The sequence below is a fragment of the Devosia oryzisoli genome (assembly GCF_014837245.1).
In the GTDB taxonomy this organism is placed as follows: domain Bacteria; phylum Pseudomonadota; class Alphaproteobacteria; order Rhizobiales; family Devosiaceae; genus Devosia; species Devosia oryzisoli.
This window is the reverse complement of sequence record NZ_JACYFU010000002.1, coordinates 870,341-883,028: the sequence shown is the minus strand read 5'-3', so window position 1 is coordinate 883,028 and position 12,688 is coordinate 870,341. Positions and strand designations below refer to the sequence as shown.

Annotated in this window: 12 protein-coding genes and 2 pseudogenes; 9 read left to right on the top strand and 5 right to left on the bottom strand. The window is 64.5% G+C overall.

Features of this window, described 5'->3' with window-relative positions:
* Positions 1-52: 52 nt before the first annotated feature.
* Both IC608_RS10820 and IC608_RS10815 read left to right on the top strand, forming a co-directional pair.
* The gene (locus IC608_RS10820) at positions 53-1,501 is read left to right on the top strand and encodes an alkaline phosphatase family protein (RefSeq protein WP_191775216.1); all 1,449 of its coding nucleotides are present in this window, start codon (positions 53-55) and stop codon (positions 1,499-1,501) included.
* Between the two features lie 11 nt (positions 1,502-1,512).
* A complete protein-coding gene (locus IC608_RS10815; RefSeq protein ID WP_191775214.1) occupies positions 1,513-3,129 on the top strand; it encodes an arylsulfatase in 1,617 nt (538 codons plus the stop codon).
* Between the two features lie 49 nt (positions 3,130-3,178).
* On the opposite strand, the pseudogene IC608_RS10810 reads toward IC608_RS10815, so the two are convergent.
* Positions 3,179-3,376: pseudogene (locus IC608_RS10810) on the bottom strand (DUF488 family protein); the annotation flags it as partial.
* A gap of 44 nt (positions 3,377-3,420) precedes the next feature.
* Here IC608_RS10810 and IC608_RS10805 point away from each other — a divergent pair.
* The 5 genes from IC608_RS10805 to IC608_RS10785 all read left to right on the top strand — a co-directional run bounded on the left by IC608_RS10805 (position 3,421) and on the right by IC608_RS10785 (position 6,701).
* Positions 3,421-4,719, top strand: a complete 1,299-nt coding sequence (locus IC608_RS10805; RefSeq protein ID WP_191775209.1) for a winged helix-turn-helix domain-containing protein — start codon at positions 3,421-3,423, stop codon at positions 4,717-4,719.
* On the top strand, positions 4,661-4,936 hold the full coding sequence (locus IC608_RS10800; protein ID WP_191775207.1) for an SUMF1/EgtB/PvdO family nonheme iron enzyme: 276 nt from the start codon (positions 4,661-4,663) through the stop codon (positions 4,934-4,936). The genes IC608_RS10805 and IC608_RS10800 overlap by 59 nt, the downstream gene beginning before the upstream one ends.
* A 179-nt stretch (positions 4,937-5,115) precedes the next feature.
* A complete protein-coding gene (locus tag IC608_RS10795; RefSeq protein WP_191775203.1) occupies positions 5,116-5,604 on the top strand; it encodes a hypothetical protein in 489 nt (162 codons plus the stop codon).
* 1 nt (position 5,605) lies between these two features.
* Complete coding sequence (locus tag IC608_RS10790; protein WP_191775202.1) at positions 5,606-6,433, top strand: glutathione S-transferase family protein; 828 nt, start codon at positions 5,606-5,608, stop codon at positions 6,431-6,433.
* A gap of 55 nt (positions 6,434-6,488) precedes the next feature.
* On the top strand, positions 6,489-6,701 hold the full coding sequence (locus IC608_RS10785; protein WP_191775201.1) for a hypothetical protein: 213 nt from the start codon (positions 6,489-6,491) through the stop codon (positions 6,699-6,701).
* 7 nt (positions 6,702-6,708) lie between these two features.
* Here the strand turns inward: IC608_RS10785 and IC608_RS10780 are convergent, their stop codons facing one another.
* Positions 6,709-7,878, bottom strand: a complete 1,170-nt coding sequence (locus tag IC608_RS10780; protein WP_191775199.1) for a hypothetical protein — start codon at positions 7,876-7,878, stop codon at positions 6,709-6,711.
* A gap of 454 nt (positions 7,879-8,332) precedes the next feature.
* Between IC608_RS10780 and IC608_RS10775 the strand changes: the two genes are divergently transcribed.
* On the top strand, positions 8,333-9,493 hold the full coding sequence (locus IC608_RS10775; protein ID WP_191775197.1) for a site-specific integrase: 1,161 nt from the start codon (positions 8,333-8,335) through the stop codon (positions 9,491-9,493).
* A 163-nt stretch (positions 9,494-9,656) separates the two neighbouring features.
* On the opposite strand, the gene IC608_RS10770 is transcribed toward IC608_RS10775, so the two are convergent.
* Entirely contained in the window at positions 9,657-9,854 is a 198-nt protein-coding gene (locus IC608_RS10770) for a hypothetical protein (protein ID WP_191775195.1), read from the bottom strand.
* Between the two features lie 1,133 nt (positions 9,855-10,987).
* Positions 10,988-11,263 (bottom strand): annotated as a pseudogene (locus tag IC608_RS10765) (gfo/Idh/MocA family oxidoreductase); the annotation flags it as partial.
* Between IC608_RS10765 and IC608_RS10760 the strand changes: the two are divergent.
* Entirely contained in the window at positions 11,250-11,693 is a 444-nt protein-coding gene (locus tag IC608_RS10760) for a TSUP family transporter (RefSeq protein ID WP_191775192.1), read from the top strand. The pseudogene IC608_RS10765 and the gene IC608_RS10760 sit on opposite strands and share 14 nt — an antisense overlap.
* Before the next feature lie 508 nt (positions 11,694-12,201).
* Here the strand turns inward: IC608_RS10760 and IC608_RS10755 are convergent.
* Positions 12,202-12,453, bottom strand: a complete 252-nt coding sequence (locus IC608_RS10755) for a LacI family DNA-binding transcriptional regulator (RefSeq protein ID WP_191775190.1) — start codon at positions 12,451-12,453, stop codon at positions 12,202-12,204.
* Positions 12,454-12,688: the final 235 nt, after the last annotated feature.

The window sequence follows — 12,688 nt, the reverse complement described above, 5'->3', positions numbered from 1 at the left end:
GCCGTCCGCTGGTGGGGTGCCGCCGGCCAGTGCGCCAAAAAGGATGACAACCATGGGCGACAGCCGCTTTCTCGTACTTGTTCTGGACGGTTTGCGTCCTGATCTGGTCACCGGTCGGGATATGCCCAACCTCGCCGATTTCCGGGACCGGGGGGCTTCCCTCAAACTATCCAAGGCGCAGTTTCCTACCCATACTCGCGTCAACAAGACCAGCTTCACCAGCGGCTCGACGCCCAAACACCATGGCGTCCACTTCAACAAGATTTTCGACCCGACCCTATTGCCGGACCAGTTCATCGATCTTGGCGACCATGCCGATGTCAGTCGCGCCGATGCCGCGGGCCGCCTGATAACGGCGACCACAATTGGGCAGGCGCTGCGCGACGCCGAACGACAGTTCGCCCTGGTGCACTGCGGCATGTCGGGCGCGCCGTGGCTGCTCAACTACCGGGGCGATCGCATTGGCCAGGAGCATATTTCCATGGCCGGCTATCCCCACAGCACGGCCGAAGCCGCGCGGCTGGTCTCCGCAGGAATGGGTGACATGCCCGATACCAAGGGCATCAGCCACGCCCGCAGTCGTTTCGCCTTCGACGCCTTCCGCACCGTCCTCTATCCCGGACTGAAGCCTCAGGTCGGCCTCATCTGGTCCGACGAGCCTGACAAGTCGCTGCATGTCGACGGCCTGCGCGGGCCGGTGTCCAGGGCTGCCTTCCAGCACATCGACACGCTTGTGGGCGACGTTGTGGCCTGGTGGCGGTCGCTGGCGGACAAGGATGATCTCAATCTCATCATCATGTCTGATCACGGCCACGTGGAAACCGTCGGCGGCTATCCGGTGGGAGAATTGATGAAGTCGGCCGGCCTGCCGGTCACCACGGATGTGGCCGGCGAGGGCGCCGTGCTGCTGCCGTTCGGCAGCGGCGGCCTGTATCTGCGCGACCAGCCGCGCCAGGTGTTGTTCGACGTGGTGGAGTGGATGCAGCGGCAGGACTGGATCGGCAATCTGTTCACCGCCGATCTCGACGGCGTCAATGGCGTCGTCCCCGGCACCTTGTCCACTGCCCTGGCATCGATCGACCACCCACGCGCCCCGGACCTGTTCTTCACCCTGCGCCGGCTAGCCGCCGCGCCTGACGAGTTTCCGTTCGGCCGCGCTCTTGACCCGACCGGCCGGGGATCGACGCATGGCGGGCTGCATAACGAAGAACTGACCAACATCTGCTTTGCCGCCGGCCCTGCCTTCAAGGAGCGCTACCGCTCCGACACGGCAGGCGGCATCGTCGACATCACGCCCACCATCCTCAGCGTCCTCGGGATCGAGAAGCCCCCGACCATGGTCGGCCGTGCCCTTGGCGATCTGCTGGCCGATGGCGTGGCGCCGCCCGATGCCCATGCAGAGGCCCGCGACTTCACCGCCACGGCTGGGGCCTACAGCCAGACACTGCGCCTCCGTCAACTGGCGGGACGAAACCTTGCGCTCGACGCAACCCGTGATTGATGAGGGGGCCTATGAACAAGCCGAACGTGATCGTCATCCTCAACGATGACATGGGATATTCCGACATCGGGTGCTATGGCGGCGAGGTGCAGACACCCAATCTGGACCGGCTTGCCGCCAATGGCCTGCGCTATTCGCAGTTCTACAACACGGCCCGCTGCAGCCCCTCCCGCGCCTCCCTGCTGACCGGCCTTCATCCGCACCAGACGGGCATCGGCGTGCTGACCTACGACATGGGTCCGGAGGGCTATACCGGCAATCTCACTGAGCAGTGCGTGACCATCCCCGAGGTGCTCAAGGCCAATGGCTACCGCACCTATATGAGCGGCAAGTGGCACATCGCGTCCAATCTCACCCAGCCGACTTCCGCCTGGCCCATGCAGCGCGGGTTTGATGAGTTCTTCGGCACCATCATCGGGGCCGGCAGCTTCTACCATCCCAGCACCCTGACCCGCGGTAATTCCAGCGCCGATCGCGAAGCCCTCGATAATCCGAACTTCTTTTACACCGACGCGATCAGCGACGAGGCTGTCGACTATGTCCGGCGGCATGATCAGCAGGGCGGCCAGGATCCCTTCTTCATGTACGTGGCCTATACCGCGCCGCACTGGCCGCTGCATGCCCACGACGAGGACATCGCCCGATACAGGGGCCGCTTCGACGCCGGCTGGGACACGCTGCGCGAGCAGCGGCTCGAACGCCTCGTGCGGGCCGGCATCCTCGACAAATCCTGGCAGCTCTCGCCTCGCGATCCCACCCAGCCCGCATTCGAGGATGCCGAGGAGAAAGCGTGGCTGATCCGGTGCATGGAAGTCTATGCGGCCCAGATCGACCGCATGGACCAGGGCATCGGTCGCATCCTCGCCTCGCTCGAGGAAACCGGGCAGTTGGACGACACGATGATCGTCTTCCTCTCGGACAATGGCGGGTGCGCGGAGGACATTCCGCCAGGCGTCGACCCCCGGCAACTGGTCGAGAAGCTGATGATCGCCCAGTACCGTACGCGCGACGGCCGCCAGGTCCGCATCGGCAATTACCCGGATATGATGCCGGGGGCCGAGGACACCTACCAAAGTTACGGCCAGGCCTGGGCCAACCTCTCCAACACCCCATTCCGCTTCTATAAGCACTGGACGCATGAGGGGGGCATCGCAACCCCGCTCATCATCCACTGGCCGAACGGCATCGCGGAAAAAGGCGGCATCCGCCACACGCCGGGGCAGTTGCCCGATCTCATGGCCACCATTGTCGAGGCCACCGGCAGCCACTACCCGGACGCCCGCAATGGCCAGGCGATCCCGGCCTGCGAAGGGGTGAGCCTCGTGCCGTCCTTCACCGATCCGGATGTGACGCGCAAGCCCCTCTTCTGGGAGCATGAGGGCAACGCCGCCGTCCGCCACGGCCGCTGGAAGCTGGTGCGCAACTATCCTGGCGCGTGGGAGCTTTACGACATGCAGACCGACCGCACCGAACTTCACGACCTCGCAGCGGATCAGCCTGACCGGGTAGCGGAATTAGCGGCGCTCTACGACGAATGGGCCAATCGCTGCGGCGTCATTCCGCGCGCCCAGATTCTTGAAATCATGGCGCGTTCACCGGAGCCGGCCTTCTGGGAAAAGGAGGGCTGAGCCCGGCATCAAGGTGGGCCGACGACTCTCGCAACCAGAGAGGGTCTCGTCACCCGTCCGCTGCGGGATAGGTGACCTTGCCGTCACGGCAGGCGGCGCCCGGCGTGAGGGTGGCCAGTGGAACGTTGTCCTGGCCCATGATGTGGAAGACCGCAAAACCGCGCGCCAGCAGATGGTCCGCGATGATGCGCCGGTGGCATCGCCACCACACGGCCTCGGCGCACATGATCGCCGTACGCCCCCGACTGGACGGAGGGCTGGATCGCCGCCATCCAGCTCGCCGCTCTCTCGATGGAGGGGCGGGAGGATGTCGCGGGTTTCATCGCCGAGTTTGCCGGGACCGATCGCTATGTCTTCGACTACCTGGTCGAGGAGGTGTTGCAGCGCCAGCCAGAGACTGTCCGGGAGTTCCTGCTCGAGACGTGCTTTCTCGACCGGTTGAGTGGACCGCTGTGCGATGCCGTCACCGGGCGGAGTGGAAGCCGCGAGACGCTTGATGTGCTCTATCGCGCAAACCTGTTCCTGGTGCCGCTCGACGAGCGGTGCGAATGGTACAGGTACCATCACCTGTTCGCCGATGTGCTCGAGACCCAGCTCGACGCGGCAGCGCGCGACCGTCTGCGCGCACTGCACCGGCGGGCCAGCGACTGGTACGAGGCTCGGGGCGAGCGGACAGAGGCCGTCCGCCATGCGCTTGCTGCCGAGGACTTCGAACGTGCGGCGGAGCTGATCGAGCTTGCCATCTTCGGCATGCAGAGGATGCGCCAGGAGCTCACCATCCGCACCTGGATGGGCACGCTTCCGGATGCCGCAGTGCGGAGGCGACCTGTCCTCGGGATCGGGCTTGCTGGCGTCCTTGCCTCGGTCGGCGAGTTCGAGGGGCTGGAGGAGAGGTTGCGGGAGGTCGAGCGCGGCTTTGCGGCGATCACCGCGGCGGGGGACACGATGCCGGAGGGCATCGCCGTGGCCGACCTGGCGCAGTTGCCGCGAGTGCCGGGGCTCGTCGAACTCTACCGGGCGGCTCTCTCGCAGGTTCGCGGCGACATGGCGGCGGGTGTTCGCCATGCCGAACGCGTGCTGGAGCTCGCACCGCCGGACGACCACCTGGCGCGCGCGGCGGCGGCGTCGCTGCTCGGCATCGCCTACTGGTCGGAGGGCAAGCTCGAGCTGGCGCGCGCCAGGTGGACCGAAGGGCGGGACGGTCTCATGCGCGCGGGGCACGTTGCCGACACGCTCGGGGCCTCCATCGCGCTGGGCGACATCAACCTGGCGCTCGGCCGGCTGCGCGAGGCGGCGCACATCTTCGAGTATGCGCTTGAGGTCTCGGCGGCGCAGCGCAGCCCTGTCCTTCGCGGCACGGCGGACATCCACACCGGCCTCGCCTTGGTGCTGCGCGAACAAAACGATTTGGAGGCGGCACGTCGGCATCTGCTGGCGAGCGCCGAACTTGGCGAGGGCGCCCGCCTGCCGCAGAACCCCTATCGCTGGTGGGTCGCCGACGCGCTGCTGCGGCAGGACGAGGGCGATCTGGATGGCGCCCGCGCCGTCATCTGTGTTGATACCTGGCGGTCACACAGAAGTAGGAACTAAATCTCCGCTCCTGCCGCTGGATGGAGAAGGCCCGGTGCGGCAGGTAGACCTCAGACCGTTTCGGCTGTGCGAAACTGCGGTGACCAATGCCGAGTTCTCGGACCTCGTTGTCGCGACGGGCTACGTCACGGAGGCAGAGCGCTACCGGGTGCGCTGGGGTAATTCGCGGGGTTGTTCCGGGGCCGGAAACGGGAACTCCCTCGCCTTGTGTATGTGAGGCTTGCTGAACGGCGATTGCGGCCGTCCCGCATCCAACCCTCCCCGGTGGACGGCCGGCCGCAGGTGTTTCCGGGGCGCATCACCGCGCACAGACTGGCGCCGTCACGGAGCATGCTCTGCGCAGCGCCCGATGCAGGTTCGGTCTCCACATGACCCTTTCGCCGCCGGCCGCCATTCATGCCGGACGGAATGGGCATTCTCAATGAAAGGGTAGTGGCGGTTGTCCTCAGCCGCCACAACTCCCTCATGAAGACGGCAACCCAGCTCCGCAATCGCTTCCGAAAAAGGCTCCGGGGTCCGCTCGGGCCCACGCCGACCGCCTTTGCCATCCGGCACTGTCTCGACCTCATTGTCGACCTGCGCCAGTGCGGCGCCTCCTGGAGCCAGATCGCGCACCCGATCAACGTCGCCCTCAAATCCGAGAGCCGGGCGGCCATAAGCGCCGACACGCTGCGCGGGATCGTCGCCCGCGAACGCCGCGCAGCCCGCCCCGAGCAAACCCTCAAACCCCGTGTCAAGGAAGCGTCTCCAGCCGGCGTTCCGCCTGCCGGTCGCGGTCCAGGGCGCGAAAATCCAATGAAAGGGGAGTCCGGGACATCGGGAGACGGCAGTCTGGATCAAGCAGCCGGCATCGCGGCTGTCCTCGAGCAGATGAAAGGAATCTGACATGAGCAAAGACAAGTCTCTGATGTTCTCGACCGCCTACCACAACATCCTGGTGATTATGGAGCGCGGCGGGAACTGTAAAAGCATGTGCGCCGCCCAGATCATCGTGATCGCCCGTGGCCTGGGAGCCATCATCAAGGTGGTCGAGGTGGAGCAGCGCGAGGAACTGGTGCTGTTGTTCCCCGAGATCACCTCGTCCACGCAATTGCCAGGCCTCGATAAGATCCAGCAGAATGATCAGTCCGAGAACATGGCGCTGACGCCGCTGTTCCGGGCTTTGATCGGTCCCCCCGAGCAGCTCACCGTGGCTGACATCGGCGCCAATCTCGATGGCCGCGTCCTCGAAGGCATGGTGCGCATGAACATGGCCAAGCGCATGAGCGCGGCCGGGCGCGAGACCTGCTTCGTCATTCCGTTCTACCCGAACATGGAGTCGGTGAAGGGGGCTTATCGCACCGGTCGTCGCGCCGAACTGGCCGTCCCGGGCGCCAAGATCCTGTTCTGCCGCTGCGACACCGGTGAGTACCTTGCCGCGGGCGAAATCGAGCGTTCCGAGGAGTGGACCAGCTTCATCGGGCCACGCATCGACAAGCACGGCATGATGATCATGCCGCGCCTGCAGCCGAGCGTCATCAGCGCCTATGTCGCCAGCAAGCGCGATCCGCTCGCCTTTACCGAGATGAGCGATGCCGAGCTGGCGCCGTATGCCGGTGGTGATGAATTCATCGCCGACGCGTTGCGCACTGCGATGATGATTTTCATCGACACCATGAAGCAGCAGGTGGTGGAACACTTTCGCCTGGGTCGGCAGCAGCAGCCGGCTGCATAGCGTCCCGAGCGCCGAGCAATTTCGCAGACGGATCATCGAAGGGCTGGTGGACCGCATGCCCGAGGCTCTGCCCAACAGTCTGGGTCGATTGCCCATTGCGCTTTCCGCCGGCGATCTTGCGGAGATCATCGTCCGGCGGGAACGGAAGGCTGAGCTCCGGGCCACCGCGACGGCCAGGGAAAAGGGGGAGGCCGGCCGTTATCAGGAGAACTGGTCCGACCTTCTCCGCCTTGCCCGCGCAATGACATTCGGCCGGAAAGGGGGCTGAGCCTGGCTCAGCCCCCTGCCTTTTCCTGGTCTTGTCTGAACTGCCTCACCCTGAGAATGTCGAGGGGTCTCAGGATGGGTCCGGGCTCCTTGCGCAGCACCCATTGCTGCAAATCTGCCCCAAGCCGAGTGCGCAGAAAGGCGCGAGCCTCGGCGAGTTCGCGCTCCATTCCGCCGTCGTCCGTCTTCTCGATCAGGCCGAGCAGGCCCCAGTGGGCTGACGGATCTTCATCGAACTCGCCCCTGCGTTCATGCTTTCCCACCGCCGCCGCAGCCAGAAAATGAGGACGCAGGTAACCCTGCTCGGGGTAGAGCTGAGAGACATCGAAGTCATACCGATACGCGACCTCGGTCATCTCCTGCAGACCCGGCCGTTCCATCGCATCGCTTTCCCACAATACGGGCTCGGCAAGCTCGAACGGGATCACCTCGGCGTCGTCCCAGGCGGCGTTGATTGCTCTTTCGCCGCTGGCCATTCGCGCGACCCGCATACGCAGGCTCACCATCGTGTCGAGCAAGGTCAGCTCGTCGGCGATCTCAGGCAGCTGATGCTCGACATCTTCATGAAGCGGATGCCGGTTTGCCAGTTCCATCCCCCGCGCGAACCAGCGGGCTCCCACGTCCAGCTCGACTGTTCTCGGTTTCTCCCCATAAAGGGCGCGAATGAAGGGCGGGCCAATATCGTTGCGCAGCTCGTCATAGAGGTTGCTGGCCCAGTCTTGTGCCTTGGTCCGCTTGCCTGAGCGGAGAACCGTCTTGAGGGGGAGGAGCAGGCTGGTGATGACGCTGGCAGCGCCGGGCTCGCCCCGCGCAGGGCCCTCGTTGGCGGCAATGGCGCCGCCAAGCAGGCGGCTGCACTTGTAGAGGTGTGCGGCCAGGACCGACTGCACGACCTTTTCGAGCGTGCTGTACGGATATGTTCCCCGTCTCGCCTGCCTGCGGCTCACGATGTGCTCTCCGTCAGCCACCAGGGTGGCCAAGACCTGTCCGGGCTGCGCCACGAACCCGCGCTCGCCAAATTCCCGCCTGCTCCCCCAGACGACGAGCCAGTCGCGATAGAATTGGCTCGAGCGCAGCGCCGTGTACGTCCGCGCAGCCGGACGGGATTGCTCCCTGACGACCGCAAGGTCGATGCTCGCGGAATACCCTTCCTCTTCCGTAATGACGGCGACCAGCAAGTGATGCGGCCGCACCAGGCGCTCCGGCAGTTCGGAAATATGAACGCAAACGAGCGGAGGGGTATCGATGATCAACAACGGTCAGCTCCGGGTGGTGCTTGTCCTGTCCCGCCCAGAAGGCAGGAGTGGCCCTCTATCACGATCGCGCGCCGGGGACTGAGTCATTTCGAGTGAAGTCGAGTCAAGTCGTGACCGCCCGAGTCAGTATGAGGCCGCTTGAGTCCCGCCCAGCGTGAACGCTCCAAAGTAGAGGAGGGAGGGGGCGCGCCGAATGCCTGCTGACGCCGATAGCCTCTTCGCCCGCGGGCCGGCCTGGCGCAAACGAGAAAAAAACAGCCCGTTCTTCATGCAAAAACCGTGGACTAATGCAAAACCGACGGCTATTCTTGCCCATAACTTCGGCAAGGAGCTGGGGATGGCCAGAATCCCACCGCCCCCGTCAGGGCCCGCACAAATGAGCACCAACGCCTTCTACTATCGAGAGGGCCGCGCCATGCTGAAGAGTGCGCTTGCGGCCTTTCCTGAACACGATCCGGTAGAGGCCCTGGTTGAGCAGCAAAAGGCAGGGGGACCGCTCGATCCGTCTTCGCTTCCTGTCTATCGCGGCGTCCTGCGGCGCATCGTGAAGGTGCTCTTGCGCCGAAACGGCACGCCCCCGGCATTCGAGGATGTGTGGGCTTTGCTCGATGCCGCTCTGACGGCCCGCAAGCGAAAGCCACCAAGGGGCAGCGACAGGACCGGGGGCGGCAAAAAAAGGAAGGTGGAGGATGCGACCGAAGAAGAAGCGGCGGCCCTCTTTGCCGAGCTCAAGCGCCATGGCACCAGATGGGGAAATATGAATGCGGTGCTGGCGGCGTTGTTTACCCTCGTTGCCGGCCATAGCGGCTTCCGTCCCGTCGAACTGATGGGGGCCGAACTTGTGGGAACCACCCTCATCCTGCCCAACGCCAAGCGGCGTGACGGGCAAGCCGACAGCCGCCCGCAATACCTGGGTGATCTTGATGGAGATGTGCTGATCGGGCTTGGCCTTCTGATCAGCCTGATCGATCCCGGCATGTCGCGCCGGCAGTTTCGAGCTTGGGAAAAATGCATCGCCGAGCAGATGCGGCGGGCCTGCGAGCGCATCGAAATCCGCCCGCTCGCGCCGTACTCATTCCGGCACATCGCCATCGCCACCTGGGCCCGGGCCGGCCTTTCGCCGCAGGAGATCGCGCGCCTTTGCGGACACACTTCGATCAGGACGGCGCACACCCACTATGCCCGCGCTGCGGCGGGGCACAAGCGCAAGGCTGTCGCCCGTGCGGAGCTGGTTCCCGAGGTTGAGCGCGACCTCGAAGATGTTCCCGCGCCGGCAGCGACGAAGGAGACGGCGGTGCCCGCGGCACAGCCGTCCAAACCTGCCACTGGCTTCGTTTTCGAGGACATGCCTCCACCGCGGGCGCTGCCAACCGAGGGGTCAGAGCCGCTGTCGCCCGAAGCGGTGGCGGCAGCTTTCTCGCGCTACGACCAAGACATTGACGTCAATGCCCTGGGGCAGCGAATCCGGGAGGCCCAGCAGCGGCGCCACAATCGTGCACCAGATGACCCCGGATCAGAACCGGGGGACAGTGTCTGAACTCTCCGCAAATTCTGGGCACCGAGTGGGCCTAGTGACGTCACCGGCGGTCCTTGAACCGGACGTCGCCTGCCGGCATCGGCCGTGGCACACGTTCACGTGCATCTAAGCCTTCAAGGCCTGGCAATTGAGCCATGGAGGGACGCTTGCCCAATATCGGCCGCTAGTCCTGCGGTTCGATTGTCGCCACAGCTCGCTCGAGGATGCTGATTCTCTTCGTGCTGTTCGAATATCCGGAGGACCGCACCCGCAGTGTCAGAAAGCCCTCCTGGCAGAGCTTCACCGTGAGAGCCTCCAGGGACCGAGGATCCTCGACCAGGTCGCTACGGCCGGACAGGTGCGTGATCTTGTACGTCGTCATGTGCTGCTGCCTCCGAAGCGTGCAGCGCTACCGATCGGGTCTTAATAGGGCCTCACCAGAATCCATCGCATTCAACTTCTCCACATCAATGAGGACCTGCATGGCTAAAGACAATGTGGTGGCGCAGCAGCCTGTCCGGCATTCAGAGTAACAGCGCTTGGTTCAATCGCGGCCATCATTGTCCGATTTAGCTCGATCGGTGTTCGCACGCTCCACGCTTGAAGGCGCGAAGTGCGAGCGAAACTTTTCTTCCCAGGGATCGAAAGGCTTGTCCCTCAGGAGGGGATTCGCTCTTGGCTTCGTCTCGACTTTCGTGGGTGCGTCCATCGCAGACCTCCTCAGACACAAGGCGCTTTAGCACCTGTCGAGGCGGCTATGGTGACACGGCTGCAACGCTTGGTGACTTTCGGTCAGTGGTCAGGACTGCCTGGTGCCGAAGCTAACCGGGTCCGCTGTACTGGCGTTGTCAGCACGTATCCGTCTGTGGCAAGTGCGGACTCCACTCCTCTACGGCCCAAGCCGATGAGGGCATCATCTGCATCTGCGGTGGCGAAGTACCGCCATTTAACTTTGCGGAGATGTTCAGGGATGACCGCTTCAGGTCCAAATGGCAGAACCAGCATCGCCGTGGGCGTGCCGTCCTGCTCCACCTCGGAAACGAACACGTTCACCTGCATCTGAACCTCCCAAACCGAAGCATTCAGCCACGGCGGAAAAGGAGATGCAACCGCTGCGTGCGCTTCACCCCTGCGCATCGAGAGCTCGCCAAAGGTCCGAGTGACAGCGGTTGATTGCCCGCACCCAAGAGCCAACGCTTAAGCGATCATCGGCACGCCCCGACACTTGCTCCAACGCTTCACGCAGCTCCTGCCGGTCAAACGCATTCGCCTGTTCGTGAGCCCATGGCGAAACCGAATATAGCTCGCTCAGATCAACTCGAGGGTCGTGAGACATCTTTGCATCCTCCTGTGAGGAAGCAATGGCCCAGCGGCGGCTACGTTCCTGAGGCCGCCTTGTTCTCGCCAACACAACGTCGTCGCAGAACCAGCCGCGCGGTCTCGGCTGGCGAGCTCCAGCCTCCCATCGCGACTGCCGGACTTGCCCCGGACTTTTGGCCGGCGGGCTCCTGCCAATTATCCCACCATCTGCGGGTCCACAGGCGCGCCATCCGCCGCGGCGGAGGCCTTGATGGCGTCCCACAGCCGGGCGAAGCGGATGCCATTCTCCACCGGTGAAGGATTGTTCATCTGTCCGCTGCGCACGGCGAGGAATGTCTGCAGCGGCGTGGCACGCGTTTCCTGCGTCTCGCGTTCGCCCGCAACCCCGTCGCGCCACACCTGCCGCCAGCCGCCCCAGGCGTCGATCTGCACGATGGCCTCGGTATAAAAGAAGGTGATGGTCGACGCGCAGTCGCGCCTCTATATCAGCGTGCTGCCGGTGCTGATCATCGGCCTCTTCATCGGATTCGTCGGCTCGCTCCTCGGCATCGGCGGCGGCTTCATCATGGTACCGGCGCTGGTCTACTTGCTGCGCGTGCCCGGCAACGTCGTCATCGGCACCTCGCTCGCCCAGGTGGTGGCAATGATGGGCGCCACCACCATCCTGCACGCCGTCCAGAGCCAAAGCGTCGATATCCTGCTCGCCTTCTGCCTAATGGTCGGAGGTACGGTGGGCGCTCAGTTCGGCGCCTCGGCCGGCAAGTACTTGCGCGGCGAGCAACTGCGCGGCCTCCTTGCGCTTCTGGTGCTGGCCGTCGCCATCCGCTTCGGCCTGTTGCTGGTCCTTGTCCCCGCCGATACCTTCAGCATGGCCGTCATGGGGCCGGGAGGGCTGAGGTGAAGCGCCTCCCGCTGCCATGCTGACTGCCCTCGTCCTCCTCGTCACGCAGGTATCGAGCAATAACTCGGAAATCACCTCGAGCTGTGACAGTGAACGGTAGAACCCTCTTCGGTCAGATCCTTCCGGCAGCTGGTGCCGATGCCTCGACCGTGCAGGGACCATATCGGTCGTCATCGTGGTGGTCGGTCCCACTCAGACCCGCGTCGCTCGTCAGAAGTCCAACATCTTCGGCATCTGGCTCAAAGAGGTGGGTCGGTTCGTCTGAACAGCTATCGGGGCATCGCTACCTGGATTTCTGTCTGGCCGCTGCCGGGATTGGCATCAGCGTATCATAGTAGGCGGCGCCGGGCGTGTTTCGGTTACGACTCGAGTGGGGCCTGCGGCCGGCCGTTGTAGAAGGCCCGCTAGGGGCTGATCGAGGCCGCCGCGGGCGTCGGCGACGGTTTCGTATGCGCGCAGGTAAACCTCTTCGTCCTTGATCGATCACCTGAACCGCTCGACGAAGACGTTATCGCGCAACAGGCCGGCGAAGGTCATGCTGGTGAACTGGCTGCCCTGGCCGGTGTTCGGGGCGCGACCGTCGCCTGGTCAGCCTGCCGGTGTAGTCGAGTTCGGCGATGGCGGTCCGGATGCGCTCCTGGGTGTCGGGCGCGATGCGGCTCGAAAGCTCCTCGCGGCCGCTCAGCACATAGGAGACCGTGGCAGCCGAGACACTGGCGCGCTTGGCGACATCGACGATGGTGGGCGGCTTGCGGGCCATGAAACACCCTGCTTAAACGTCTAAGCGGCCTAGGGCGCCGCAGCGCGGCCTGTCAAGCAGATGGGGCGGGAACGCGAGAATGGCGCGGACGAGGAGCGGGGGAGGGACGTTGCCGGCATTTCTGAATACGGCTACGCCTGGTGAATCCAGCGGTTGATGCCAGCCGTATCGCAGGCCGGGCCTGCACGCTGCGCCATGGGATAAGGGGCGGCCCTGCGGAGACCATATTATCGGG